Raw genomic sequence first — 26,752 nt, forward strand, 5'->3', positions numbered from 1 at the left:
GGGCCGCTGATACTAGACGATATCGTCTAGTATGACGCAGACTAGACGGACGCGTCCAGTTTCATCATGGAGAGGATTGACAATGAAGAAGCCATCGTCGCCACGGGAAGAAGCCACGACAGCGAGCGATCGCGGCAGCAGCGCGCGTGCGCCATTGCAGGCGCGTGGCCGCGCGCGCATCGAGACGGTGCTCGATGCGGCGGCTGAACTGATCGTCGAAAAGGGGCTGACGGGCGTGACCATGCACGGCGTTGCGCGGCAGGCACGCACGCCGATCGGCTCGATGTATCACTTCTTTCCAGACCGCGACAGTCTCTTGAACGCGCTGTGGGACCGCCACATGGCGGCGACCGACGAGATCGAAGCCGAGCTGGTCGGACTCGATACGGACTACTGGCGCGGTATTTCGGCGGAAGCGGTGATCGACCGCTTCATGACGCCGTATATCACGTACCTTGAGCAGCATCCCGACTGCCTGATTCTCATGTCGATCATGCCGCACGACGACGATCACAAAAACAAGCGCAAGGCGGGCACGTTGCGCAAGGTCCTCGACGCGCGCATTCCTGGCGTGAAAGCGTCCGAGCGCGCGTTGTATGTGGACATGCTGCATGCGCTCGCGACGGGCGCGCTTGCCATCAAGCTGCGTCCCGCCATGGGCGATGTGCAGCTTGCCGGCCGTTATCTGCGTGAAGTGAGGCGCGCTTTGTCGGCGTATCTCGCGGCGGTGGAGGCGTCGATTGCGGGGTGAGGTCGTTCGTTATTCGTCGATGTTGTCTTCGCGGGAGTAGAAGGGGCGCGACGAAGATCTGAACGAAACGCCGGAAGCCTTGCGATAGAGGAGGGCGTCGTCGAGTGTGGCCGAAGCGGCCGATGGGATGGCATACACGAGTTGGATTGAGGATTGTGAACCGACACTAAGCACCGTGAAACGCAAATTTCCGCGCATCTTTAGCGCATTTTACGCACTTCAATCGCCCACTCTAGCACCCAAACAGTGAACTTCGATCAATAACTAAAGTTCAATAAGCTCCGGCCGTTAGCGCGTGATATCGGTCCGGCTCACATCGAGTGCCGGCGCGCCAACCATTGCACGAGGTTCACTTGATCCCGCTAAGTCGCGCGAAGCGAAGCGCTCCATGAAGCGCAATCCTTTCTTCCGGCTGCTCGCGCGCCTGCGGGTCGGGCACAAGCTGCTGCTCATCTATCTGCTCGACCTGAGCGCGGTGATCTACATCAGCGGTATCCTGATCCACGAGAAGTATCTCGCCATCGATTTCTCGAACAAGGAGATCGTCGGCAACGCCTATGTGCATGTGGTGAAAGACGCGCTCGTCGAAGTCGCATTCGCGGGCGCGGGGCAACGTCTGCCATCGGGTGCATGGCGCAAGTCCATCGACGATCTCGCGAACGCGGAAGCGCGATACGGCGAGCACATGAAGAGCGCCGAGCTCAACGGGACCTTGCGCGAAGCGCTCGACGCGCTCTCTCACGAAACGCCGCCCAAGCCCGCAACGACCAGCGCCGCGCTCGACGCCTGCCGCGAACTCATCACACGCATCGGCAATCAATCGAACCTTATCCTCGATCCCGACCTCGACAGCTACTACGCAATGTCGCAATCGATTCTGCGCTATCCGGCGCTGATCGATGCAGTCGATGGCATCGGCAAACATCTGCACGAAGGGCTCGATCCGGCACGCTCGCGCGAGGAAGTACGCACGCGCTATCTCGTGCTCGAAGGACAACTCGATGGCGTCATGCAAGGTCTGCGCTCCGACTTCGCTGAAGCAGGCGCCGCGAATCACGAACTCGATGCAGCGCTCACCCCTTCGTTTGCACGCATGCGTACCTCGGTCGAAGCGTTTCGTCACGCGGCGCGCATCGTCGTGGATGGCAACGCCGCGCCCGATCCCGCTGTCGTATCCATCGTCGATACCGCGCAGCAAGCGCTCGTCGCCAGCGCAAGCACGAGCTGGCGCGTGACAGGCACGCAACTCGACGAGCTGCTGCATGTGCGTGTACATATGCTGTTCTCACGCATGTGGCTGCATCTGGGCACCGCGCTCTTTCTCTTATGCGGCATTCTGGCGATGGTGTATTGCGTCGCGCAGCAGATTTCGTCGCCCTTGCGCAAGCTCGCGCGCGTGATGGATATCGTGCGGCGAACGGGCGACCATTCGCAACGTGCAAGCTGGCATAGTCAGGACGAAATCGGTCAACTGGTGCGTGGCTTCAACGAGATGCTTGCGCAACTCGACCACGAACGCGACGTGCAGAAGGAACTCGCGGCCACGACGCGCGCATCCGCCGCGCAATACGCACTCGTCGAAGCCACGCCCGTGCCGATGGTCGTCACCGCCGTTCCCGGCCACGAAGTGCTGCACGCGAATACGCCCGGCCTCTTCTGGCTCAACGGTTGCGCAACAGACCCGTGGGCCTTCGGTCTTGATTCATCGACGCGTGCACGCTTTTTCCAGCAACTGTCCGACCGCGAGGCTATCGACGAATTCGAGGTTCACTGGAAAGCCACGGCGCAACCCACGTGGGCGATGCTCTCCGCGCGCCGCCTCAATTTCCAGGGCCGCGACGCCATTCTCACGGCCTTTACGCCGATCAACCAGATCAAGCTGATGGAGCAACGTCTTGAGCTTTGGGGCAGGGTGTTCGAGGCATCGTCGGAGGCGATCGTCATTCTCGATGCCGACGCGCGGCTCGTCACCGCGAATCCCTCGTTCTATCGTGCAACCGGATATCGCAGCGATGACGTGGTCGGCAAGCCGCCCGCGTTTATCGCTGCACACGACGCAAGCGATGAGCGCGGCATCATCGCGCGGCTTGCGAATCGAATCGAACGCAGCGGTACGTGGAACGGCGAAGCGCAGGTGCGACGCAGGCAAGGCGGCGATTATCCAGCGTGGCTCATGGTCAGCACCGTGCGCGACAAGCATAGCAGCGTGTCGCACTATATCTGCACGTTGATCGACATCACGGACCGCAAGAAGAGTGAGGCGCGCATCCAGTTTCTGGCGGAGCATGACGTGCTCACGGAACTGCCGAATCGCGCGTTGTTCGGCACGCGTCTCGAAGTGGCGATCGCGCAAGCGCAACGCACGCGGCAACGCGTAGCGGTGCTGTTCATCGATCTCGACCGCTTCAAGAATATCAACGATTCGCTGGGTCATCATATCGGCGATGGTCTGCTGCGTTCGGTGTCGCGGCGTCTCCTAAAGGCCGTGCGCAGCAACGATACGGTCAGCCGTCTTGGCGGCGACGAGTTCACCGTCATTCTCAACGGCGTGACCAACGCAGCGGATGTGCTGCGTACCGTCGAAGAGCGTTTCTTCGCGCTCTTGCGTGAGCCGCATGAAGTGAGCGGCGTGACGTTGCAGGTGTCGTGCAGCGTGGGCGTCGCGTTGTATCCGGAAGATGGCGCGGACATCGACACGCTCATGCAAAACGCCGACTCCGCGATGTATCAGGCCAAAGCGGCGGGGCGCAATCTCGTGAAGTTCTTTTCGGCCGACATGGCAGAGCACGTGCGTTATCGGCTCTCGCTCGAAGCATGTCTGCGTACCGCGATAGAACGCAACGAATTGCGCATTGCGTGGCAGCCTTGTCTCGATGCGCGCACCGGCATGCTGACGAGCGTCGAAGGCCTGTTACGCTGGGATAGTCCGACGCTTGGCTCCGTCATGCCTTCGCAGTTCATTCCCGTGGCCGAAGAGACGCGGCTCATCATTCCGATGGGTGCGTGGGTCATCGACGAAGCATGTCGTCAGATTGCAACGTGGCGCGAGCGCGATGGTCTGGAAGTAAGCGCTTCCGTGAACGTATCGGCGATTCAATTGCGCGATCCCGAACTCGTGGGCGTGCTCGCGCGCAGTCTCACGAAGTATCGCGTGTTGCCGCAGTTCCTCGAACTCGAGATCACCGAAACGGTGCTCATGGATAACGCCGAGAGCTACGTCGCGGCCATCCGCGCGATTCGTGCGCTCGGCGTGAAGCTCTCGCTCGATGACTTTGGCACCGGTTATTCGAGCCTCAGTTACCTCAATCGCTTTCCGCTGGACCGTCTCAAGATAGATCGAGCGTTCGTGCACGACATGCTCGATGCGCCAGCCGATCTCGCTATCGTGAAGGCGATCATCGATCTCGGGCACGAATTGGGCTTGCGTGTGGTTGCGGAAGGCGTGGAGAGCGAACATCAGGCGGATACGCTGCGCGGCATCGGTTGCGATGAACTGCAAGGCTTTCTCTTCTCGCAAGCATTGCCAGCGAACGAGTTGCTTGCATGGGCCAGCGCGCTGGACGCAACGCCTGTACTTTCGATGGAGCCCTGAAGCCCGTCCGGGCGACTTGTCGTCGAGTTGGTAGACGGTTGCCATGATGATCGACCATCGGAAGCCGGCGTATTGCCGGCCTCTCTGTCAGGCGGTGAGGAAGCTTCGAGAAAACTTCATCGCAATGTGATCTGCTATACACCTCCACCGCTTGTTACAGCGATTCCATAAAGCCGCGAACGTGCCATTCATCTACCGAACTCCAAGCCCCGCGAGCAACGCGCCATCGATCTTGTGATCCGAGCCGCTGATGAAAAGCGCGCGATCCGACACGAGGAACGCGACCAGTTCGGCCACTTCTTCGGGTTCGCCGATCCGCCCGAGCGGATGCGCTGCGCCGAATCGCGCGAAGGCTTCCTCGACGTTCGCGTCCGGTCCGTCGAAGGTTCGCGCGGCGAGTTCGAGAATCGGCGTGCGTACCGATGCGGGACTCACCGACGTGACGCGAATCTTGTCGGGTGCGAAGTCGATTGCCATCGCTCGCGTCATTGCATGGATCGCGCCTTTAGATGCCACGTAGGCCGCAACGCCTGCCTGACAACTAAAGCCCTGAACGCTCGATATATTGACGATCGCGCCACCGCCGCGCTTGCGCATTTCGGGCACGCCGAAGTGCGCGGTCAAATGAATCGAGCCTACGTTCACGTTCATGCAGCGCGCAAACGTCTCGTGCGATGTCTCGACGAGATCGCCATAAGGATGAATGGCCGCCGAATTGACGATGATATCGAGCCCGCCAAATAGTTCGACCGTCTCGCGCATCGCCGCTTCGACTTGCGCCGGGTCCGACACATCCGCCTTGAGCACGGTCACTTTCAGCCCCGCATCCTCGGCGCGTCGACGCAAGGCGGCGTTCAACGTTTCATCGATGCCCAACGCCGCGACGTGCGCGCCTCCCGCAGCCATTCGCAAGACGACAGACGCACCTATTCCCGATGTTCCCGTGACGAGGGCGATTTTGTTGTCGAGATCATGGCTCATTGCGTGGACTCCGTCGTCGTTATCAAGGTCGCGCGTATCGCGCACCAAAGATCTTACGTTAGAGCGTGGTCCCATCGAGCGTCAAATTGTCGTTCGGGAGCGATTCGTGCATCCACGGCACGCGTAGCGAATGGATGGAAAGCACGTAGAGCATCGCATGCTCGTCGTACGAATAATCAAAATCAAACATACGAGGCGTCAATGGCTGCACAAAGCCCAAGGAGAAGAGACGAATGCGACTTCGTACGATGGGGAATGACACCCTCAGCACGATACATCTGAAGGAACGAGCGCGAAGCGGAACGAAGATTCGAGCGCTTGTCTTCGTCACGCTGACGTGTTGGCTCAATGCCGCATTCCCGGCGGCGCAGGAAAAAACGCAAACGCAAACGCACACACACGCGCATAAGCGCGCGCAGAAGCATGCGCGTCATAGCCAGGCAAACGTGAATGCGACAGCAAAAGCGGCAGCCGCGGAACCCGTGAATCTCGACCGCTCCGGCAAGGAACGCAAGGGCAAGGCTTCGTATTACGGCCGAAACTTCTACAAGAAGAAAATGGCCGACGGCACGCCGATGAATCCGCAATCCAATTCGGCAGCAAGCAAGACGCTTCCGCTCGGTACGAAAGCGCGCGTGACGAATCTGGAGAACGGCAATAGCGACGTAGTCGAGATCAGGGATCGCGGTCCTTACGTGAAAGACCGGATCGTGGATGTATCGCCGAAAACCGCCGATAAGCTCGGCTTGAAGGAAAACGGCACCGCGCCCGTCGAAGTCAAACCCGTGGAAGTTCCACAGGCCGATGGTACGGTGAAGCCGGGCGCAGGCGTGACTTCCTCTAACTGAACCGGCGCGCGATTATCGGCGTAACGAAGATCGCGCGCGCGGCATCAAAAGTCCGCAGTCACCGACATCAGCAACGTACGCGGTTTTCCCATTGTCAGATAGGCGCCCGTCGTCGACGACCAGTACGATTTGTTCGTCACGTTTTCAACCGTGGCGCGCAGCGTCGTTACGTGCTTGAACACGGTCGTCGTATAGCGCGCGCCGAGATCGAAGCGGTCCCACGCGGGTATCGATAAATGGTTGGCCGCGTCCAGATACTGATTGCTCGTGTGGATCCACGCCGCGTTGAACGTCAGGCCGGGCACCCAAGGCAGATCGTATTCGCCGCCCAAATTGAAGAGATAACTCGGCACACCAATGGGCCGATAACCATCGGTTGCGCCGCCGTTCGTGTCGAGTTGCTTCGCGTTCAGCAACGTCGCGCCCGCGAGCACGCGCACGCCCTTGAGCGGTTCGCCATACACCGACATTTCGATTCCGCGATGCCGTTGCGTTCCGTTCGTGGCGAAGATGTTGTTCGTGCTGTCCGTGTACGCCGTGGGCTGCTCGATCTGGAACAGCGCGAGCTCCGCGCCAAACCGATTCGTGTCGTACTTCGTGCCCACTTCGTATTGCTTCGTGCGGTTCGGCGAGAGCGTCTGCCCGACATTGGCGGCACCGAACGGCGCCGTCTGTCCTGCCGCGAGCGACTCGGCGCGATTCGCGAACAGGGAGATCGTGTTGGTCGGCTTCACGACGAGACCGAAGATCGGCGTGTTGATCGACTGATCATAGGTGTTCGAGATCGCGTCCGTGCCGACCGTATAGTTGTTCTGATGCAGTTGCTGATGACGCGCGCCGATGGTGAAGAGCACGCGGTCGTTGAGAAAGCCGAGCGTATCGGATACTGCGAAACTGCGCGTGAGGATGCGGTCCGCGAGACCCGGATCGGAGAAACTGCCCGCGACGAAGCTCGTCGCCGCCGGTTCCGGCACGACGCCGCCGCCATAGAGCGTCGTCGGGAAGGGCCCGCTGAAGGCGAATGCCTCGCGGTCTTCGACGCTCGTGATGGCAAAACCCGCCGAGACGAGATGCGAGACCGGACCCGTCACGAAGCGGCCGCGCACGCCGGCTTCGCCGGACAGCGCGTCGGTGGTGCGCAATACGTCGCCGCGCGTGCTCGTGGTGCCCGTGAGCGCGTTGAAGGTCGGTGACGAATACGTGCCGTCCTCGTGTGTGCGCCGGATGCCGCCACTGGCGTATGCGGTCCATCCAGGCAAGAAGTCGTATTCCGCGCGCGCGATGCCTACCGTGTCTTCCAGCGTGCTATGCGTCCACGGCTGCGCGAAGTTGTGCGTGGCGGACAGCGGCTCGGGCACCACGTCGCCCGTGACGGAAACCGTCGAGCGGCCCTGGTCGATGTTCTTGCGCTGGTAAAGGAAATCGCCATACAAACGCAGCTTGTCGCCGCGCCAGTCGAGCGAAACGGCGGTGGTCTGGTTATGGCGGAACTCGTCGTCGATGCTGGTTTCGCCGCCGTCTATCGAGCCATTCACGCGAACGCCGAATTGTCCTTCGCTGCCGAAGCGCCGACCCACGTCGACGTGCGTGCCGATCTGACCGGACGCGCTGCCATCGACGGTGACGCGCGTGAGAGGTTTATCGTCGGCGCGCTTGAGTTCGAGATTGATGCCGCCGCCGATTGCCGAGCCAGTCGGCGAGGCGCCGTTCAGGAACGCGTTGGCGCCTTTGAATACGTCGACGCGTTCCAATACATCAGGCGAGACGAGCTGACGCGGCGTGATGCCGTACAGGCCGTTGAGCGAGATGTCGTCGCCATTGAGCTGGAAGCCGCGAATCACGAATACTTCAGAAAAGTTGCCGAAGCCGTAGGCGGGACGAACGGCGGGATCATGCGCCAGCAGATCGCCGATGGTGCGCGCTTGCGAATCCTCGATCGCTTTCGCCGTATAACTCGTCATGCTGAACGGAACATCGATGAGCTTCTGACTGCCCAGCACGCCGAACTGGGCGCCGCGCGCAACCTGTCCGCCCGCGTATGCGGGTTCGAAATCGCCGGGAAGCGTTTCGGCGACGCCGCGCACGTTCACGGCGGGCAGCGCGGTGTCTGCATTGGCCGGCGATGCCTGCGGCTCTGTTTGCGCTCGTGCGGTGATACTCAAAGAGGCGGGCAACACGGCGCAGACAAAAAGTCGAAGAACCGCCGCATAAACTTTGCGAACGCGCGGGCGCGACAGAGCAGTTGCTGACATAGCGAAGAAAATCCGAAGGAGAACCGCTGTTAGAGGTGCTATGCGTTGCCACGTGTGGTGCCGAGAAGATGCGATGCGGTCGTCGCGAGAGGACGGATGCATGCGTGCTGCGATTTTAGTGAAATGCGAACGATTCGCATATACGTTTTTTCAAACGCGTCGAGCGGTGTTGCAGGTCGACAACCGAAAGCGTTTGCGTCGATCGATCGGCAGATAGACGGTGTTTCAATCAACAGAGGATTGGTTCAGTTGCTCCATGCGCCATGCGACGAGCGCCTCGGCATTGCATGCAAGCTTCGTCATGCGCAGGCCGCACGTCCATGCGAGACGCGAGAGAACGAAGGCATCCGCGTATGTCGTCAGACCGGCAAGGGGTACGCCGAGCGATGCATCCGGAAGCAAGCGTTCGTGCCATAGCAAGCCGGCATCGTTTCGCCATGCAACGACGCGCGCACCGTTCAAGCTCGCGCGATGCGCAAACGCGCGGCTATCCGAGCAACGTTCATCGCATACGACGAGGAGACGCATGCGTGCCGCCTTCGTATCGCCGATGCTTCCGATGGCCCACGCATACGCCGCCGCCAGGGATACGCCAGTCAAGAATTCGCGGCGGGCGCGTCTCATCGAGCGTCCTTCGACCGAGCGGCAGGCCAGATACCCTGCTTGCCGGGCGACAGAATGCCATTCGGATCGAGCGCGGTTTTCAGCGTGTTCGTGAGCCGCATCAACGCGTGGTCGTTGAAGTCGTATTGCGAAGTCGCAAGGTCCATATACGCGAGATGCGTGCGATATTGGCCATAGCCGGCCTGGCCCGCATCCTCGATCAGCGTGCGCACCAGCGTGCCCGCAGCATTTGTTCGAGCGCTGTCGTCGCGGTCGAAAATGGCCGCGAAGATGTGATGCATGTGTCGCCGTTCCGCCGTGAAGCCGCCGTAGTAATCGAAGCCGAACTGTGCGGCGCGGTCACGCACCATCATGTATTGCTTGGTTGCATCGGCGCCGGTTGGCGGGCATATCGGCGAGAAGTCGACATGCGCGCCCGAACCGCCACGCCAGTTCAGCATGTTGAACGCATCGAGTCCGGGAATGCCGACCTGACTGCGATCGCCGCCGCCTGTCGGTTCATCGGATGCGTCGCGATAGGGCATGTCGAAGAGGCGTGCATCGGCAATCGATGCAAAGCGCCGATGGATGATGTCGCGCCGCACGTTGACCAGTTCGCGCGGTCCATAAAGACAGAAGCGCAGGTTCCAGCGGCCGATGTCGATGTCGCGCGCCATTGCGTCGATGGCCGCTTCGGGCATCGCACCGGGGCCGTCGTACCACCGCTTGCGTGTCGATACGCCCGCCGCCCAGCGCACCGCGCTTTCGATGACAGCGCTGCTCTGTATCGTGTCGTCCAGCTTCAATGGCCGCAGCGTTTCGACGATCCGTTCGAGGTCGGTATCGCGTTTGAAGGCATAGCGCGCGATCATGTAGCCCTCGGGCTCGGGCATGAGCCACACGCCGAGCTTGGTCACGATGCCCAGATTCGACTGCGCGAACATGGCGTCATAAGAAGGACCGAAACCGGGCTTGAACACTTGCCAGTCGCGGCTCGCGTTCATGGCGCCCATGCCGGTGCGCACGACATCGCCGTTTGCAAGCACCACTTCCATGCCGCATTGCATCGCGGCATGGTCGCCATACGGCGTCGTGCCATAACCGCGCTCGAGCGTATTGCCGATGACGCTGCCCCAGCCCGCCGCTGGCGGATCGAGCCATAAACGCGTGCCACGCGCCTTCAATTCACGATACAGGTCGTAGTAACTCACGCCGGGTTCGACGAGCGCATAAGCCAGCTTTTCGTCGATCTCGAGTATGCGGTTCATGCGTTGCAGATCGAGCACGACGCTGCCCGCAAGCCTTGGCGCCGCGCCGCCGTAAGCGAAGTTGCGTCCCGTCGATACGCTCCACAGCGGCACTTTGAATCGGTTCGCCACTTGCAGGACCGCGCGGATCTGCTCCACGCTCGATGGCATGACGACCGCTGACGCTTGCCACATGCGGGCATCGCCGGGAGCGAAAGGATCGAGATAAGCAGGCTGCGCCTCATTGAACGAAAGCACGGCGGCGCGGCCAACTATGTCGATGAACGCAGTCAGCGCGCTTTTAAAGTCGCGCGGAGGCGGCCTCGCCACCGCGCGGGTCAATAGCCGCCGCTGCTGCCGCTGCTCGATGACGTGCCCGACGAGCTTGCACCGGCGCCGTCGGTCTGACAGCCAGCGAGGGATAGGGCAAGCACGGCAAGCAATAGCGAAAACGCACGAACGAGTTTCATGGGTCACTCCAGGTCGAATAGCTACGAGGCGGCCGCAAAACACGGCATCCTCCATCTAAACGAACCGGGCGCGCGGAATATTCCCTTGGTTCTGCTCTCGCTTATTCGAGTACGGTGTTAGGCGTCGCGCTGAACGACATGAAGCGGGCGATGGACCATTGACCGTCCGGTTGCCGCTGGAAAATGTCCATGCCGGCTTCTTCGGTCACGCTCTCTTTGTCACCCATGCGGGCGGTGAGCGTCCAGAACAATCGCACGATGGCGCTATCGCCGGAAACGATGATCTCGCGAATGTCTGGGCTGTCGTATTTCAAGCTTAGTCCGGGCTTTGCAAACAGCACCGCGAGCTTCTTGCAGATCGTGTCGCGATTGCCATCGAGTGCTTCCGGGACGGTCGAGACCAGGTCGGGCGCGAAGATATCGCAGACGCCTTTGGCATCGCGCGCGTTGAAAGCCTTTGACCATGCTTGCAGCCTTTGCGCGATCGCGGCCTTGTCGGCGTTTGCATCGGCGTGAGCAGGCGTCGTCACGACAATACTCGCGAGCATTGCACCGGTCGTCAGCACTCTCTTGATCATGAAAACGCTCCAAGTCGACAAGACCAGATGGTGATTCTAAGTGAGATGCATGGTGTCGAGCGGCATCCGCGGTGCTCTGCTTTCCTCCCTTACGTCCACGATTCGCGCTGTCCGGCGCTTTGCCAAGGCATCGAATTCGATCCCGGCGTGATCGAGTGCCGATCATGTTGAGCGAATTATCAATCCAGACGATCCCACCTAAGATGCTCTTTCGTCACTAAACCCAAGGAGCATCGCCATGAACATCGAAACACGCGGAGCGAGGATTCACGTCAAGGAACAAGGAAGCAGCGAGCCGGCACTCGTGTTTCTCCACTACTGGGGCGGGTCGTTGCGGACATGGGACGGCGTTGTCGGCGCATTGGCGAACGCTCGACACACCATCGCGCTCGATCATCGTGGATGGGGCGAATCCAGCGCGACCGAGCAAGCCTACGCAATAGCCGATCTTGCAAACGACGCAGCAGACGTCGTCGAAGCACTGCACTTGCATCGCTACATCCTGATCGGCCATTCGATGGGCGGCAAGGTCGCGCAATTGCTCGCATCGCGCAGGCCTCGCGGATTGCAGGGCGTCGTGCTTATCGCGCCCTCGCCGCCCTCGCCGATGCAGCTTCCCGATGCCCAGCGAGCCGCGATGGCCGCAGCCTACGACTCGCGCGAATCGGTCGAATGGGTCATGGATAACGTGCTCACCGCAAGTCCGCTTGCGCCCGAGTTGCGCGAGCAAGTGATTGCCGACAGCTTGCGTGGCGCGCCGCAAGCCAAGGCGGCGTGGCCGAACGCCGCCATGCTCGAAGACATCACGAATGAAGTCGGGTCGATCAGTGTTCCCGTCATAGTGATCTCAGGCGAACTCGACCAGGTGGACCGCGTCGAGACCTTGCGGAAGGAACTGTTGCCTCGCATAGCGGACGCGCGCCTTCATGTCTTGCCCGGCGTCGGGCACTTATCGCCACTTGAAGCGCCAGCAGCCGTCGCTGCGCTTATCGAAAAGTTCATCGACGAACTGCAAGCGCGTTGAACGGAATCAGCGTGACGAGCGGTCCCAAGGCGGCTCGTCGCCGAACGCGGCGACCAGACTATCGAGCAGAAGCCGCACTTTCAGCGGCATATGTCGTGCGCTCGGATAAACCGCCTGAATCGCCAACTCCGGCGTCCGATAGTCCGGCAACAGCGCGACAAGATTCCCCCGCGCGATGTGTTCGCCGAACACGAAGGTCGGCCCATACGCGATACCCGCGCCCGCAAGCGCCGCAGCCAACAGCATCTGCGTGTTGTTCGCGGCCATGCGGCATGGCCCGTCGATGACATGTGCGCGGCCTTTCGTATCGGCGAGCGTCCAGTCTCCCACCGACACCGCTTCGCTGAACGCGAGTCGCGGCGCTTGCCGCAAGTCGTCGGGGTTGCGCGGCGTGCCGTGTCGTTCGACATAGCCTGGCGATGCGCAGATGACCATTCGACACGGCGCGAGCCTGCGCGCGACGAGGCCGGAGTCGTTGAGGCGACCGATACGTATCGCCACGTCCACGCCGGCTTCGAGCAGATCGACATAGCGGTCGTTCAACGACACTTCTATCGTGACATGCGGATGCTGCTCAAGATATGCAGCGAGGACGTCGCCGAGATGCATCGCTCCGAACGTGACGGGCGCCGCGATTCGCAACACGCCACGCGGCGTGTCCTGTGCGTCGCTCGCCTCGCGATTGGCCTCTTCGTAGGCTTCGAGGATGCGTTTGCATCGCTCGTAATAGTGTTGGCCGACCTCGGTCAGACTCAGCTTGCGCGTCGTGCGATGCAGAAGCCGCGCGTTCAGTTCGGCTTCGATTGCGCTCACGTACTTGCCGGCCATCGCGGGCGATAACCCGAAACGTCGCGCGGCAGCCGCGAAACTGCCGCCATCGACGGTCGCGACGAATACTTCGATGCCGGTCAGGCGGTCCATGCGTTCCTCGGCTTTCGTGGCGGGATTGACCTGGTGCCGCGTGATCTTCTCACGCTTCGCTTAACGTCTAACCTTACTCGACAACGAGACCTCGCGGGGTGTCGGGCTCATTCGCTTCGTCGGCACCGGAGAAGTCGGCGCAATGTTCCAGATAACGCGCGAGACGCCCGGCGATTGCCGTGCTGTCGTCCTCCGCCGCGAGCCTTTCCAGCGCATACGCACGCATCGATTCCGATAACCGGTAGCGCACGACGGGGCCGTCATATTCGACGATCAACAGCGATTTCGCGGCGAGTTCGCTAGCGGCGTCGATCACGGTTGCGAGCGCGAGTCCGTCATCGCATGCGACAGCGCACAGGGCTTCGAACGAAAACGAGTCTTCGAAAACGGCCATCCTGCGCAGCAAGGTCTTTTCCTGCGCGGCGAGCGGCCCGTAGCTCCAGTCGAAATTCGCACGCAACGTCTGATGACGCGGCAGCGCGGTGCGGTATCCACCAGCGAGCATGGACATACGGTCGTCCAGCCGCCGATGAATATCTTCGAGGCCGAGCGCGGCAAGACGCGCGGTCGCCAGTTCTATGGCAAGCGGATTGCCGTCGAGCCGCCGGCATATCGTCCCTATGCGGCCGATCTGCGCGCTGTCGTCGCCGAGATTGCGCTGCACGGCGCGGCCACGGCGGAGAAAGAGCCGCACGGAAGCATGTTCGAGCGCTTGCGCATCGGTCGATCCGGCGCGCGGCACGTCGAGCGGATCGACACGATAGAGCGTCTCGGACATGATGCGCAATGGCTCGCGGCTCGTTACCAGAACGCGGATGCCGTCATTGGCGGCGGCGAGCGCATCGACTATTTGCGCGGCATGCGCGATCACATGCTCGGCATTGTCGATGAACACGAGTCCACGCTCGGGCAGCGACGAGAAGTCGAGCGGCTCGTGTTCCGGCAAACCGCATGCGCGCGCGATGGCTTCTTGCACCGAGCGCGGGTGGTCGAGTCGCGCGAGATCGGCGAAGAAGATCGGCTCTGCGCGCGCCGCTGTCCATTGACGCGCCGCTTCGAGCGCGAGCGCCGATTTGCCGATGCCGCCTGCGCCCACGAGCGTGAGCACTTGCGTCGCGGCGAGCATCGTGGAAATACGGGCAAGCGCGTCTTCTCGTCCGATGAGTTCCGGTCGAGCGAAACGCGCCTCGGCATGCGGACACGAAGGTCTGACAGTTCGCCTTGTCAGTCTGTACCCACGGCCCGGCACGGTCACGATAATGTCGCGATCACTGCCCAGGTTTTTACGCAGGCTGGATAAGTGAACCTGGATATTGTTTTCTTCGACGACGGTGCGCGGCCAGACTGCGCTCATCAATTCGTCCTTGGTGACGAGGCGCCCTTCCGCTTTAGCCAGCACGACGAGAATATCGAATGCGCGCGAGCCCACGGACATGATCTCGCCTTGACGGTGCAAGGTACGTGCTTCGAGGTCGATCCGTATGCCGCCCAGATCGATAATGCCGCTGTGCGATCCGGGTAAGGGCAACTCGGCAATGGCGTTCATGGTGTCGTTCCGTTTGCGATGGATGTCCGATCACATAACCGATCCTATGCTTCCCAGCCTTTGCGCCCGATGAGAAAATCATTAAGCTTAGTTAACTCCGCGCCTTCATTAGTAATTCGGGAATACCTTGCCATTTTCCGCGCGCACGTTAACTTAATTTAATAATGACCGGATTTATGCGCGGACCATGCGGGCGCATAATGCACGGCGGGAAGCCCTGTACTCGAAAATCAGAGTGCGCTTCGAGCCTGTTACGAGCCATAAAATGAAAATCCTGGTCATCGAAGACAACGAGCAAGTCGCCGGATTCTTGCGCAAGGGTTTGGCCGAAATGGGCCATGTCATCGATTGCGCGGACAATGGCCGCGACGGCATGTTTCTCGCGGCCGGCGAGACCTACGATTCGATCATCTTGGACCGCATGCTGCCGGGCGGTATCGACGGCCTCGGCATCATCTCGGCGTTGCGCGCGACCGGCAACAAGGTGCCTATCCTCATTCTGAGCGCGCTTGGCGAAGTGGATGAACGCATTCGCGGCCTCAAGGCCGGCGGTGACGATTACGTCGTCAAGCCCTTTGCGCTGGGCGAAGTCGCGGCGAGGCTCGACGCATTGACGCGACGCTCGCAAGAAAACCTCGTGGACACGGCGTTGAAGGTAGGCGATCTGAGCATCGACCTGCTTTCGCGCAAGGTCGTGCGCGCGGGCAAGGCTATCGTGCTCAAGCCGCGCGAATTCAAGCTGCTCGAATATCTCATGCGCCACGCGGAACAAGTCGTGACGCGCACCATGCTGCTGGAGAACATCTGGGAATATCACTTCGATCCGCAGACCAACGTGATCGACGTGCACGTGAGCAAGCTGCGTCAGAAGATCGATACCGGCTTCGACAAGTCGCTGCTCCTGACCGTCCGCAATGCCGGCTATATGCTGACCGCAGAAGCGTAGCGGGAGGGCGCGAGCATGCTGGAACTGCGGAACTTCGAGCGGCGAACCCTGTGCGATGACGGCGAGTTCGTCCTGTCGCGGCTGTGGCGTCGCGAAGACGCGCAGACCTGGCTTGCCGTTGCGCTGCCTGTGGCGCACGTGGCGCAAGTCGTGGAGAGTCAGGCGCGGCTCACGCGTGCGTTCGAACTGCGCGCGCTACTCGACAGCCCGGTTCTCACGCGGCCGCATGCGCTGGTGGAGTTGCGTGGCGCGGCCACGCTTCTGCTCGAAGATCGCGGCGGTGTTTCGCTTGCATCGATATCTGCGGGAACACTCGGCGTGCATGAGAGCTTGCGCATCGCGGTGAATCTTGCAGCGGCGCTCAAGGTGCTGCATGCGCGTGGCGTCATGCACAAGGACTTGCGACCGGCCAACATACTCGTCGATGTAGCGAGCGGCGAAGTGGCGCTCACGGGTTTCGGACGCGCATCGAGAGCAACGCGCGAACGTCCCGCAACGGAACTCGCGCCCGTGACCCTGGACGCGCTCGCTTACCTTTCGCCCGAGCAAACGGGGCTCACGAATCGCGGTGTGGATTCGCGCTGTGACTTGTATTCGCTCGGCGTCGTTTTCTACGAGATGCTCGCGGGCAAGCTGCCGTATCGCGCCGCGTCGCCCGCCGAATGGCTGCATTGTCATATCGCGCGTCAGCCGATTCCGCTTGCCGAGCAAGCGCCTCACGTGCCGCGACAGTTGGCCGCCATCGTCGCGCGGCTCCTCGCGAAAGCCGCCGAGGAACGCTATCAGACCGCGCTCGGGCTCGAACACGATTTGCGGCGCTGTCTCGATTCATGGCAACGCAGCGAGCGTATCGAAGCGTTCACGCCGGGCGAGCACGACGCGCCCGAACATTTGCTCATTCCCGAACGCCTTTACGGACGCGAAGTCGAAAGCGCGGCGCTCGCGAACGCATTTCAGCGCGTGGCGCAGCAAGGTCGCTCGGAATTCGTGCTGGTGTCGGGCTACTCGGGTATCGGCAAATCGGCGCTCGTTGGCGACCTGCAAAAGAGGCTCGTGGCCGGTAACGGGCGCTTCGCATCAGGCAAGTTCGATCAATACAAGCGCGACATTCCCTACGCCACCCTCGCGCAATCTTTTCAGCAATTGATCCGCCAACTGCTCGACGATAAAGCCTTCGACCTGCCGTCATGGCAGGCGCGTCTTGCCGATGCGCTTGGCGCGCATGCGCAACTCATCGTCGATCTCGTGCCGGAACTGGAACGTGTGATCGGTCCGCAACCCGCTGTGCCGGCGCTCGGGCCACGCGAGGCGCATGTGCGTCTGCAAGCGGTGCTCGCGCGTTTCATCGGCACGTTCTGTGGTCCAGGCGAGACGCTCGTGCTCTTTCTCGACGATCTCCAATGGCTCGATTCCGGCACGAGCAGTTGGATCGAATATATGGCGGCGTCCGCGGATACGCGTCACGTGCTCTTCATCGGCGCGTATCGGGACAACGAAGTGGGGCCCACGCACACGCTCTCACGCGTGCTCGCGACGGTGCGCGAGACCAGCACGCCGCTGCATCTCATTCTGTTGGCGCCTCTTGCGCCCGGCGATGTATCGAATCTGCTGACCGACACGCTGCATGCCGACGCCGCTGAAGCAGAACCGCTCGCCAGCCTGCTATTCGACAAGACCGGTGGTAATCCCTTTTTCGTGGTGCAGTTCCTGCGCATTCTCGAAGAGGAACGGCTGTTGCATTTCGACCGCGATACACGCGTCTGGCGCTGGGACATCGACCGCATTCGTGCGGCGCGTTTTGCGGAAAGCGTCGTCGATCTGATGGTGGAGCGCATTACGCGCGCGCCGCAAGCGACGCAAGACATGCTGAGGTGGTTCGCGTGTCTCGGCAACGCGGCAACGGATGCGACGCTCGCGCAAGTGTGTGCCGATGCCGTAGGCGACATCGACGCCGCGCTCGGCAATGCGGTCGAAGCAGGTCTCGTGTATAGGCGCGAGAACGGTTATGCATTCGTGCACGACCGCGTGCAGGAAGCAGCCTACGCAATGATTCCGCCGGGCGAGCGCGCGCTCGCGCACTTGCGAATCGCGCGAATGTTCGATGCGACCAAAGCGCATGACGCCGAGGCCGACATCTTCGAGATCGTCAATCAGTACGATCGCGCGATCGCATTGGTCGATAACGCGGCGGAGCGCGAGCGAATCGTCGAGCTCAATTTGCAGGCGGGCAAGCGCGCGAAGGCTTCGTCGGCGTTCGGTTCCGCCTTGACGTACTTCTCGACGGGAAGCGATCTTCTCGATACCGCTCGATGGCACGACGACTATGCGCGCAAGTTCGCGCTGGAAAGCAACCGCGCCGAGTGCGAGTTCCTGACAGGCGATACCCAAGCCGCGTGCAAGCGATTGACCGAACTCGCCGAGCGGGCAAGCACGCTGCCGGATCGCGCCATTGTCACGTTCCTGCGCGTCACGCTCTACACCGCGCTCGATCAGATGCAGCTTGCCGTGCAAACGTGTCTGGAGTATTTGCGGCACGTCGGTATCGAGTGGGAGCCGCATCCGGGACGAGCCGCCGCGCGCCTCGAATACGACGCGCTGCTTCGGCAGATCGGCTCGAAGCCGATCGAACGCCTGATCGACCTGCCCTTGCTCGAAGCGTCCGATCTCGCCGCCACGCTCGATGTGCTCACGGCCGTGCTGCCGCCCGCGTTCTTCAGCGACGAAGACCTCGTCTGCCTGGTGCTGTGCCGCATGGCGAATCTGAGCGTGGCGCACGGCAACAGCGATGCATCGTCGCTCGGCTATGCCTATCTCGGCATGGTGACGGGTCCTATCTTCGGCGACTATCAGGCTGGGTTCGGCTTTGGGCGCCTGGGACTTGCGCTCGTCGACGAACGCGCGCTAGACCGCTTCAAGGCGCGCGTCTACATGTGCTTCGCCTATCACGTCACGCCGTGGACGCGGCACATTCGCACGAATCTGCCCTTGTTGCGCCGCGCGTTCGATGCCGCGACGGAGAGCGGCGATCTGACCTATACGGGCTTCAGCAGTTGCACGTTGATCACGAGTCTGCTGGCTGCGGGCGAACCGCTTGCAGACGTGGAGCGCGAGGCACAAGAGCGGCTGTCGGTCGTGAAGAGCGCGAAGTTCGGGCTTATCGTCGATATCATTACTTCGCAGTTGCGGCTGATCGGTCACTTGCGTGGCGACAGCGTGCTTCTCGCGGGATTCGACGAAGCCGAGTTCGAGCGGCGCCTCGAAGCCGATGCCAGTCTCGCGATTGCCGCATGCTGGTACTGGATTCGCAAGCAGCAATGGCTCCATTTCGCCGATGACATAGCGGGCGCCGCCGCCGCAGGCGATAAAGCCAGGCCGCTCTTGTGGACCTCCGCCGGCCACTTCGAAATGGCCGAATACTATTTTCATGCGGCGCTGGTGCTTGCACGCATGCACGATCCGCGCAAACACGATGTGTCGTCAACACTTGCGGAGTATCACGGCAAGTTGCAGGTCTGGGCCTATCACGGTCCGGCGAATTTCGGCTGCCGGGCGGCGCTCGTGGAAGGCGAAGTCGCGCGCATCGAGAACCGGCCGTTCGACGCGATGCGTCATTACGAAGACGCTATCGCGCTCGCACGCGAACATCGCTTTGTGCAGATCGAAGCGCTGGCCCATGAAACGGCCGCGCGCTTTTACATCGAACGCGAATTCACGACTATCGCTCATGTCTATCTGGGCCATGCACGGCGCGCGTATCTGCGCTGGGGCGCGATGGCGAAGGTTCACGCGCTGGAGCGGCTTTATCCGGAACTCGTCGAAAGCCCTGAGGAAAGCCTGACGGCAAGGAAAGTCGTGGCGGAACGCTTCGATGTGGAAACCGTCGTGCAGGCGTCGCAAGCAATCTCAGGCGAGATCGTGCTCGAACGGCTCTTGCGCACGCTCATGACCATCGTGCTCGAACATGCGGGCGCGCGTCGCGCGGTGCTCGTCTTGCCGCGCGAAGAGAAACTTTGGATCGAGGCGCAGGCTGTATCCGGCAGGGACGGTGTGCAGGTCCGCATGGAAAGCGCTCCGATGACGCCGCGTGAATTGCCGGTATCCATCGTGCACTTCGCCATGCGCATGCGGGAGCGCGTGCATATCGACGACGCCACGTTGCCCAATGAATTCTCCGCCGACGAGTATCTGCGTTCGAGCGGCGCGCGCTCGGTGCTCGTCGTGCCCATCATCAAGCAGGCCAAGCTCAAGGGCGTGCTGTATCTCGAGAACGATCTCGCGCCCGGCGTGTTCACGGCAGCGCGTATCACGGTGCTGACACTGCTTGCGTCGCAGGCGGCTATTTCGCTCGAGAACGCATCGCTCGAACAGAAGGAGGCCATGCTCGAAGAGAAGGAAGCGTTGCTTCACGAAGTGCATCATCGCGTGAAGAACAATCTGCAACTCATCAGCAGCCTGCTCAATCTGCAGGCTTCGCGTGTAGAAGACAAGGCGGTAGCCGAACTCTTCGCCGAAAGCCGCAACCGTGTGCGATCGATGGCGATGGTGCACGAAAACCTTTATCGTGCTGGCAATTTCGCTCGCATCATGATGGCGCCGCACGTGAGGAACCTGTGCAAGCATCTCGCGCAGGCTTACGACATGCGGCGTCTCGGCGTGGACATGGACGTGGTCGTCGACGATATCCAGCTCGACATGAATCGCGCGGTGTCGTGCGGGCTCATCATCAACGAGCTCGTGTCCAATGCGCTCAAACATGCGTTTCCGGAGGGACGCGGCGGACTGTTGCGTATAGAGCTTCGTATCACGGACAAGGACCGTTGCCGCCTCGTGATCGCCGACGATGGCGTGGGACTGTCGCCCGCGTTTTCGCTCGATCAGGCCGACACGCTCGGGCTGCAACTCGTGCATGATCTCGCGAATCAATTGCACGGCAATGTCGATGTGAACCGCGCAGGCGGCACGGTCTTCACCATAGCCTTCGAAGCCGAAGCAAGCTGACCTCAACGAACGATGGCACCTGCACGCATCCTGATTGTGGAAGACGACCGAGTGGTCGCCCGCGATATCGCCCAGCAAATGATCCGCAACGGTCATACGGTGGTCGGCTCGACCGCGCGCGGCGAAGATGCGCTCCTGCTGGCGAAGGAAGTGCGTCCCGATCTCGTGCTCATGGATGTGCGGCTCGAAGGCAAGCTCGACGGTATCGACGCGGCGCGGCTTCTGCGCGAGCAATTCAGGCTGCCAGTCGTGTTTCTGACCGCTTATGCCGACGAGGAAACCGTGCAGCGCGCCACCACGGCCGAGCCGTTCGGTTATGTGCTCAAGCCATTCGACGACACGCAATTGCGCACCGTGGTCGAGATGGCGCTCTACAAATACGCGGCCGAGCGGCGCATGCGCGAAAGCGACGAGCGCTATGCGGTGACGCTGTCGAGTATCGGCGATGGCGTGATCGCCACGGACCCGGAAGGGCGCATCGACTTCATGAACGCGGTGGCCGAACGGTTGACGGGCTGGCCACGCAATGAAGCACGCGGCCGCTTGCTGGGCGAGGTCTTTTGCGTCGTCGATGAAATCACGCGCGAGCCGGTGTCGTCGTTCTTGCGCGCTGATGAAGACATCGGCTTGCCGAGCCGCAATCTGCTGATCGCGCGTCACGGCCAGGAAGTGCCGGTGGAAGCGAGCGGTTCGCCTATCGTCGATGAACGCGGCGAAGGGCTCGGCATCGTGTTCGTGTTCCGCGATGTCACGCAACGGAGGCGCGCGGAAGAAGCGGAGATTTTGCGTGAGACCAATGCACGATTCGAAGCGGCGATGTGCGGATCGAATGTCGGCGTATGGGAAATCGACATGCCCGACGGCGATTTTCGCCACGGCAAGGCACGCTTCTCGAACATCTGGGAATGGCTCGGCTATGGCGGCAAGGAGCCATTGCTCGACTACGAGTCGTATATGAGCGTGGTGCACCCGCAGGAACGGGCCGCGACCGAAGCGGCCGTCGAGCGTTATCTCGAACATGCGGATGGCGTGTTCGAGATGGAGAACCGCCTCTTGCATAGCGATGGCAGCGATCGCAAGGTGCTGGTACGCGGCATGGCAAGGCGCGATGCGAGCGGTAAGCCCGTGCGCTTCGTCGGGAGTCTGGTGGACATCACCGAGCTCAAGCACGCCGAGAACGAACTACGCGCGAGTGAGGAACGCTTTCGCGGCACCTTCGAGAACGCGGCCGTGGGTATTGCGCATTGCGACCTCGAAGGCCGCTTTTTGCGCGTGAATCAGCGTGCTTGCGAGATCGTCGGATACGAACGCGATGCGTTGCTCGCCAAGCGCCTGCGCGATGTCACCGACGACGACTTCGTGACCGGAAGCCTGCAACGCTATTTCATGTTGACCGAGGGCGGCGTTTCGCATTACTCGGAAGAGAAACCGCTCGTGAGACGCGACGGTCAGCGCGTGTGGGTCAATTTATCGGTGGCGCTGCAATACGACTCTGCTGGGCACACGAGTCACACCATCGCCATCATTCAGGACATCTCGGCGCGCAAGGCACTGGAAGATGCGGTGCGCGTGGCGCGCGACGCCGCCGAAGCGGCCAACAAGGCGAAGGATCAGTTTCTCGCGAATATCAGCCACGAATTGCGTACGCCGCTCAACGGCATTCTCGGCTATGCGCAAATCTTGCGACGCGATGAAACGTTGAGCCGCAGACAGTTGTCTAGTCTTGGCGTGATCGAACAGAGTGGCGAGCATCTGCTCATGCTCATCAACGATTTGCTGGACTTCGCACGCATCGGTGCGGGCAAGCTCGAAATGCAGGTGCGCGATGTGCCACTCGGTCCGTTTCTCGATGTCATCGCGGAGATCGTCGGCGTGCGCGCCCAGCAAAAGGGCCTGCAACTCCACTATCATGCGGCGCCGAATCTGCCGCGCGCGATCAGCGTCGATGAAAAGCGCTTGCGTCAGGTGTTGCTCAATCTGCTCGTCAATGCAGTGAAGTTCACGGATCAGGGCGAAGTCAGTCTCGCGGTTTCGGAAATATGGCCCGGACGTCTGCGCTTCGAAGTGAAGGACACGGGAATAGGTATCAGCCCCGACCGGCTCGATGTGATCTTTCAGCCCTTCGAGCAGGCGGGCGAACTCACGCGTCGGAGCGGCGGCGCGGGACTCGGTCTTGCCATCAGCCGGCAACTCGTGCGCATGATGGGAAGCGATATTCACGTCGCGAGTTCGCTTGGCCGAGGCAGCGCGTTCTGGTTCGAACTCGACGCGCCCGGCGCCACGGCGCAACCCGTGCCCGCGATTCTGCCGGTGGGCGTCACGCGCTATGAAGGCCGCGAGCGTCACATACTCGTGCTCGACGATGTCGCGGCCAATCGCATCCTGCTCGTCGATACCTTGCAACGTAGCGGCTTTCGCGTATCGCAAGGAGAGAATGGCCGCGAAGGACTCGCGATGGCGAGCGAGGACCGGCCCGATCTGATCGTCGTCGATACGCTCATGCCGGTGATGGGTGGCATCGAGATGCTGGAGCGTCTGCGCGCGCTGGAAGCGTTACGCGACGTGCCGGTGATCGCCGTATCGGCCGATGCATCGCGCGGCAATGCGCAGGCCAATCTCGCGGCGGGCGCCAATGTGTTCATCGAAAAGCCGCTGAACCTGCATGTGCTGCTCAAGGAAATCACCGGCCTTCTGGCGTTGCAATGGGCGCCGCGCACGGGAAGACATGCTCGGGCCGACGAAGCGCTCGTCGTGCCACCGCCCGAGGAAATGGCGCTGCTGCATCGCTTTGCGCTGCTCGGTTCGATGCGCGACATCATCGAGCGGGCCGAGCATCTGACGGTACTCGACAAGCGCTATGAAATTTTCGCAACGCGTCTGCGATGTCTTGCCGCCGGGTACGAATCGCAAGCGCTGTTGTCCCTGATCGAAGAACATCTGGACCCAAGCACGTGAGTACGCAAGACTTACCCGATACCGCCACGCCAGTCGTTCTCGTTGTCGACGATACCGCAACGAATCTCGGCCTCGTGGTCGATGCGCTCGAAGGAAACAACCTGCGCGTGACCGTTGCGCGCGATGGCCGCGAGGCGCTGGGCCGCGCCGAACTCGTGCAGCCCGATCTGATTCTGCTCGACGTGATGATGCCCGGTCTCGACGGTTTTGAGACCTGCCGTCAGCTCAAGGCCAACCCGAACACGCGCGACATTCCGGTCATCTTCATGACCTCGCTCACGCAGACCGAGGACAAGATCACGGGCTTCAGCGCTGGCGCCGTGGACTTCGTCACCAAGCCACTGCACATGGAGGAAGTCGCCGCGAGAGTGCATACGCATCTCAAGTTGCGGGCCTTGCAGAAGTTGCAGCGCGAGCAGAATTTGCGGCTTCAGGAAGAGGTCAACACGCGCAAGCAGGCGCAGGAAGCGCTGATCGAAGTCATCAACGGCGTGCGCAACGTGTCGAATGCAATCGCCCATGATTTGCGTACGCCGCTTGCCGAACTGCGTTCGCGTCTCGAAGTGCTGATGATCGGCTTGCGCAAGGAAGGGAATGAAGCCACGCTCGCGCAACTGGAGCCCGCGCTTGCGGATGTCGATCGCGTGATCGGCATCTTCAATGCGCTCTTGCGGCTCGCCGAAATCGATGCGGGCGTGCGTCGCTCGGGTTTCGAGTCCAGCGATTTGCTCGCCATTGTCTCGGATGCAGTCGAGTTCTATCAGCCCGTGGCGGAACTGCGTGGCGTGACGCTTTCCATGACGCAGGCGGACGAACTGTACGCTGTGGTCGATCCCTTGCTGCTCGCGCAGGCTATCGGCAATCTGATCGATAACGCTATCAAGTTCGCGCGCGAAAATGGCGAGGTCGAAGTGTCGCTCCTGGCGCGCGATGACGGCATAGAGTTATCCGTATCCGACGATGGCCCCGGTATTCCCGACGCGGAAAAGCACAAGGTCACCGAGCGGTTCTATCGCGGCGACGCGAGCCGTGGGACGCCCGGTGTAGGACTTGGGCTCGCGCTCGTCAAGGCGGTGGCGACGTTGCATCACGGCAAACTCGAATTCGCCGATAAGCATCCGGGATTAAGCGCGGTACTGACTGTTCGGTCGGCTGACATGCTCGCTTCGTAGCGAGCATGTCTCGTGCAGCATCAGCTTTGCAAGAACGCCAGCAGATCCGCATTCACGCGATCAGCTTCCGTCGTGCACATGCCGTGCGGCGCGCCAGCATAAACCTTTAGCGTCGCGTTCTTCACGATCTCCGCCGTACGTCGCCCCGACGCTTCCATCGGCACGATTTGATCGTCGTCGCCATGCAAAACGAGCGTGGGAATGTCGATTTTCTTCAGATCATCGGTGTAGTTCACTTCCGAGAATTGCTTGATGCACTCGTACTGGCCTTTGATCGAACCCATCATGCCCTGCCGCCAGAACTCGTCGATGTTGCCTTGTATGACCTTCGCGCCGTCACGGTTGTAGCCCAGAAACGGTACGGCCAGATCCTTGAAGAATTGCGAGCGATTCGAAGCCGTATTGTCGCGGATGCCGTCGAACACCGACATCGGCAAGCCGAGCGGATTACTCTCGGACTTGAGCATCATCGGCGGCACGGCTCCGATCAGCACGGCCTTCGAGACGCGCGCGCTGCCATGACGTCCGATGTAATGCGCAACCTCGCCGCCGCCCGTCGAATGGCCGACGAGCATGGCGTCCCTCAGATCGAGCGCGTCGAGCACGGCGGCGAGATCGTCCGCATACGTGTCCATGTCGTTGCCTTCCGAAGTCTGGTCGGAGCGGCCATGACCGCGACGGTCATGCGCAATGACGCGGTATCCCTTCTGCGCCAGAAACAGCATTTGCGGGTCCCATGCATCCGCGCAAAGCGGCCAGCCATGCGAGAAGACCACCGGCTTGCCGCTGCCCCAGTCCTTATAAAAAATATTCGTGCCGTCCTTGGTCTTTACGGTGCTCATGGCGTGTCCTTTAGCGATGTTGGTCGAGCGCGTGCGCTAAGAATCATTCCTTGAGCGCGACGCGTGGACCGAATCTTAGCCGCGTGGAAGACGCCTGAACTTGAGAAAAGATTAATTGTTCTTAAGGCGGTTTAATCGCGGTGCATGCTCCCGCCAGCGAAAGGCGAAGTCCTGAAATTCATTTCCTGAAAATCCCACGCGCTAAAGATTGAAGTGCATTTTCTTAGCGAATATTCGTTAAGAACAATTAAGGGATTTTTCAAGGACTCGGCGAAGACGCGTGGCTATCATCCATCTCAATCCTTCCAGCCGCTCACCCGAGCACGGCATGTTCGTCCTGACTGCCGCATCTTTTCCAACGGAGCCTGCAAATGCCGCAAGAACTATTGACCCCGGATACCTGCGCGGTTGCGCTGATCGACTATCAGCCGCAGATGTTTTTTGGCACGACCTCGCATGAACGCACCACCATCCTGCATAACGTGCAGGCTATCGCCAAGGCGGCGAAGTTGTTCAAGGTGCCGACCATTCTCACTACCGTTGCCGCCAAAACCTTTAGCGGCGACATGGTGCCCGAAGTGCAAGACGTGTTTCCGGAGCAGCAGCCGGTCGACCGTACCTCGATGAACTCGTGGGAAGACGCGGGCTTTCGCCGAGCAATCGAAGCGACGGGCCGCAAGAAGATCGTGCTCGCGGGTCTTTGGACGGAAGTATGCGTGACGTTTCCGACCGTGCAGATGATCGCGGAAGGCTATCAAATCTACGTCCCGACCGATGCTTGTGGCGACATCACGCACGAAGCGCACGAACGCGCCGTGCAGCGAATCATCCAGGCCGGCGCGGTGCCAATGACGTCGCTTCAGTTCATGTTCGAACTGCAACGCGACTGGGGCCGCACCGAGACTTACGAAGGTTGCATGGACATTCTCAAGTCGCATAGCGCGTATGGCATCGGCGTGCGTTATGCGAAATCGATTCTCGGCGAACACGCAAGCGAAGCGGGCTGAATCGGCTCGCAGTCGTATC

19 protein-coding genes are annotated in these 26,752 nt (G+C 61.1%); 9 read left to right on the plus strand and 10 right to left on the minus strand.

What is annotated here, in order from left to right; genetic code table 11:
• Positions 1-82: 82 nt before the first annotated feature.
• Both P9250_RS03990 and P9250_RS03995 read left to right on the plus strand, forming a co-directional pair.
• A complete protein-coding gene (locus P9250_RS03990; protein ID WP_244831191.1) occupies positions 83-751 on the plus strand; it encodes a TetR/AcrR family transcriptional regulator in 669 nt (222 codons plus the stop codon).
• Positions 752-1,139: 388 nt separating this feature from the next.
• Positions 1,140-4,343, plus strand: coding sequence for an EAL domain-containing protein (locus tag P9250_RS03995; protein WP_310391217.1), 3,204 nt, complete (start codon positions 1,140-1,142; stop codon positions 4,341-4,343).
• Between the two features lie 192 nt (positions 4,344-4,535).
• On the opposite strand, the gene P9250_RS04000 is transcribed toward P9250_RS03995, so the two are convergent.
• A complete protein-coding gene (locus P9250_RS04000; protein WP_250467879.1) occupies positions 4,536-5,324 on the minus strand; it encodes an SDR family NAD(P)-dependent oxidoreductase in 789 nt (262 codons plus the stop codon).
• Between the two features lie 58 nt (positions 5,325-5,382).
• The gene (locus tag P9250_RS04005) at positions 5,383-5,514 is read right to left on the minus strand and encodes a hypothetical protein (protein WP_310391218.1); all 132 of its coding nucleotides are present in this window, start codon (positions 5,512-5,514) and stop codon (positions 5,383-5,385) included.
• A 43-nt stretch (positions 5,515-5,557) separates the two neighbouring features.
• On the opposite strand from P9250_RS04005, the gene P9250_RS04010 reads away from it, so the two are divergent.
• A complete protein-coding gene (locus P9250_RS04010) occupies positions 5,558-6,172 on the plus strand; it encodes a septal ring lytic transglycosylase RlpA family protein (RefSeq protein ID WP_310391220.1) in 615 nt (204 codons plus the stop codon).
• Positions 6,173-6,216: 44 nt separating this feature from the next.
• Here the strand turns inward: P9250_RS04010 and P9250_RS04015 are convergent, their stop codons facing one another.
• From P9250_RS04015 to P9250_RS04035, 5 genes are all read right to left on the minus strand, one after another.
• Positions 6,217-8,424 (minus strand): TonB-dependent siderophore receptor, encoded by a 2,208-nt coding sequence (locus P9250_RS04015; protein WP_250467881.1) that lies wholly within the window; start codon positions 8,422-8,424, stop codon positions 6,217-6,219.
• Between the two features lie 225 nt (positions 8,425-8,649).
• The gene (locus P9250_RS04020) at positions 8,650-9,048 is read right to left on the minus strand and encodes a hypothetical protein (protein ID WP_250511689.1); all 399 of its coding nucleotides are present in this window, start codon (positions 9,046-9,048) and stop codon (positions 8,650-8,652) included.
• Complete coding sequence (locus P9250_RS04025; RefSeq protein ID WP_409014791.1) at positions 9,045-10,604, minus strand: FAD-binding protein; 1,560 nt, start codon at positions 10,602-10,604, stop codon at positions 9,045-9,047. The genes P9250_RS04020 and P9250_RS04025 overlap by 4 nt, the downstream gene beginning before the upstream one ends.
• A gap of 8 nt (positions 10,605-10,612) precedes the next feature.
• On the minus strand, positions 10,613-10,744 hold the full coding sequence (locus P9250_RS04030; protein WP_255784980.1) for a hypothetical protein: 132 nt from the start codon (positions 10,742-10,744) through the stop codon (positions 10,613-10,615).
• Between the two features lie 101 nt (positions 10,745-10,845).
• Positions 10,846-11,322 (minus strand): nuclear transport factor 2 family protein, encoded by a 477-nt coding sequence (locus P9250_RS04035; RefSeq protein WP_310391225.1) that lies wholly within the window; start codon positions 11,320-11,322, stop codon positions 10,846-10,848.
• A 238-nt stretch (positions 11,323-11,560) separates the two neighbouring features.
• Here P9250_RS04035 and P9250_RS04040 point away from each other — a divergent pair, with 238 nt between their 5' ends.
• Complete coding sequence (locus P9250_RS04040) at positions 11,561-12,346, plus strand: alpha/beta hydrolase (protein ID WP_310391227.1); 786 nt, start codon at positions 11,561-11,563, stop codon at positions 12,344-12,346.
• 6 nt (positions 12,347-12,352) lie between these two features.
• Here the strand turns inward: P9250_RS04040 and P9250_RS04045 are convergent, their stop codons facing one another.
• Together P9250_RS04045 and P9250_RS04050 are read right to left on the minus strand one after the other, a co-directional pair.
• Positions 12,353-13,267, minus strand: coding sequence for a LysR family transcriptional regulator (locus P9250_RS04045; protein ID WP_310391229.1), 915 nt, complete (start codon positions 13,265-13,267; stop codon positions 12,353-12,355).
• Positions 13,268-13,340: 73 nt separating this feature from the next.
• Positions 13,341-14,813, minus strand: a complete 1,473-nt coding sequence (locus tag P9250_RS04050; RefSeq protein ID WP_310391231.1) for a winged helix-turn-helix domain-containing protein — start codon at positions 14,811-14,813, stop codon at positions 13,341-13,343.
• A gap of 265 nt (positions 14,814-15,078) precedes the next feature.
• On the opposite strand from P9250_RS04050, the gene P9250_RS04055 reads away from it, so the two are divergent.
• The 4 genes from P9250_RS04055 to P9250_RS04070 are packed head-to-tail and all read left to right on the plus strand — an operon-like array spanning position 15,079 to position 24,884.
• On the plus strand, positions 15,079-15,759 hold the full coding sequence (locus tag P9250_RS04055; protein ID WP_244831202.1) for a response regulator transcription factor: 681 nt from the start codon (positions 15,079-15,081) through the stop codon (positions 15,757-15,759).
• A gap of 15 nt (positions 15,760-15,774) precedes the next feature.
• Entirely contained in the window at positions 15,775-20,757 is a 4,983-nt protein-coding gene (locus P9250_RS04060) for an AAA family ATPase (RefSeq protein WP_310391233.1), read from the plus strand.
• A gap of 12 nt (positions 20,758-20,769) precedes the next feature.
• The gene (locus P9250_RS04065; protein ID WP_310391235.1) at positions 20,770-23,712 is read left to right on the plus strand and encodes a PAS domain S-box protein; all 2,943 of its coding nucleotides are present in this window, start codon (positions 20,770-20,772) and stop codon (positions 23,710-23,712) included.
• Positions 23,709-24,884 carry a hybrid sensor histidine kinase/response regulator gene (locus tag P9250_RS04070; RefSeq protein ID WP_310391237.1) on the plus strand — a complete coding sequence of 392 codons (1,176 nt, stop codon included), beginning with the start codon at positions 23,709-23,711 and terminating at the stop codon, positions 24,882-24,884. Before P9250_RS04065 ends, P9250_RS04070 begins: the two co-directional genes overlap by 4 nt.
• Before the next feature lie 20 nt (positions 24,885-24,904).
• Here P9250_RS04070 and P9250_RS04075 read toward each other — a convergent pair whose 3' ends face one another.
• On the minus strand, positions 24,905-25,726 hold the full coding sequence (locus P9250_RS04075) for an alpha/beta hydrolase (protein ID WP_310391239.1): 822 nt from the start codon (positions 25,724-25,726) through the stop codon (positions 24,905-24,907).
• A gap of 371 nt (positions 25,727-26,097) precedes the next feature.
• Here P9250_RS04075 and P9250_RS04080 point away from each other — a divergent pair, with 371 nt between their 5' ends.
• Positions 26,098-26,733 carry a hydrolase gene (locus P9250_RS04080; RefSeq protein WP_309964722.1) on the plus strand — a complete coding sequence of 212 codons (636 nt, stop codon included), beginning with the start codon at positions 26,098-26,100 and terminating at the stop codon, positions 26,731-26,733.
• The last annotated feature ends 19 nt before the right edge of the window (positions 26,734-26,752 follow it).

Origin of the sequence: Caballeronia sp. LP006, from assembly GCF_031450995.1 — a bacterium.
GTDB lineage: Bacteria > Pseudomonadota > Gammaproteobacteria > Burkholderiales > Burkholderiaceae > Caballeronia.

What these genes read in the sequence shown, in the direction of transcription:
- P9250_RS04080 (WP_309964722.1), top strand. Translation starts at nt 26,098, where the DNA reads ATGCCGCAAGAACTATTGACCCCGGATACCTGCGCGGTTGCGCTGATC.
- P9250_RS04030 (WP_255784980.1), bottom strand. Translation starts at nt 10,744, where the DNA reads ATGAAACTCGTTCGTGCGTTTTCGCTATTGCTTGCCGTGCTTGCCCTA.
- P9250_RS04015 (WP_250467881.1), bottom strand. Translation starts at nt 8,424, where the DNA reads ATGTCAGCAACTGCTCTGTCGCGCCCGCGCGTTCGCAAAGTTTATGCG.
- P9250_RS04000 (WP_250467879.1), bottom strand. Translation starts at nt 5,324, where the DNA reads ATGAGCCATGATCTCGACAACAAAATCGCCCTCGTCACGGGAACATCG.
- P9250_RS04010 (WP_310391220.1), top strand. Translation starts at nt 5,558, where the DNA reads ATGCGACTTCGTACGATGGGGAATGACACCCTCAGCACGATACATCTG.
- P9250_RS04045 (WP_310391229.1), bottom strand. Translation starts at nt 13,267, where the DNA reads ATGGACCGCCTGACCGGCATCGAAGTATTCGTCGCGACCGTCGATGGC.
- P9250_RS04065 (WP_310391235.1), top strand. Translation starts at nt 20,770, where the DNA reads ATGGCACCTGCACGCATCCTGATTGTGGAAGACGACCGAGTGGTCGCC.
- P9250_RS04050 (WP_310391231.1), bottom strand. Translation starts at nt 14,813, where the DNA reads ATGAACGCCATTGCCGAGTTGCCCTTACCCGGATCGCACAGCGGCATT.
- P9250_RS04035 (WP_310391225.1), bottom strand. Translation starts at nt 11,322, where the DNA reads ATGATCAAGAGAGTGCTGACGACCGGTGCAATGCTCGCGAGTATTGTC.
- P9250_RS04055 (WP_244831202.1), top strand. Translation starts at nt 15,079, where the DNA reads ATGAAAATCCTGGTCATCGAAGACAACGAGCAAGTCGCCGGATTCTTG.
- P9250_RS03995 (WP_310391217.1), top strand. Translation starts at nt 1,140, where the DNA reads ATGAAGCGCAATCCTTTCTTCCGGCTGCTCGCGCGCCTGCGGGTCGGG.
- P9250_RS04060 (WP_310391233.1), top strand. Translation starts at nt 15,775, where the DNA reads ATGCTGGAACTGCGGAACTTCGAGCGGCGAACCCTGTGCGATGACGGC.
- P9250_RS04020 (WP_250511689.1), bottom strand. Translation starts at nt 9,048, where the DNA reads ATGAGACGCGCCCGCCGCGAATTCTTGACTGGCGTATCCCTGGCGGCG.
- P9250_RS04040 (WP_310391227.1), top strand. Translation starts at nt 11,561, where the DNA reads ATGAACATCGAAACACGCGGAGCGAGGATTCACGTCAAGGAACAAGGA.
- P9250_RS04005 (WP_310391218.1), bottom strand. Translation starts at nt 5,514, where the DNA reads ATGTTTGATTTTGATTATTCGTACGACGAGCATGCGATGCTCTACGTG.
- P9250_RS03990 (WP_244831191.1), top strand. Translation starts at nt 83, where the DNA reads ATGAAGAAGCCATCGTCGCCACGGGAAGAAGCCACGACAGCGAGCGAT.
- P9250_RS04075 (WP_310391239.1), bottom strand. Translation starts at nt 25,726, where the DNA reads ATGAGCACCGTAAAGACCAAGGACGGCACGAATATTTTTTATAAGGAC.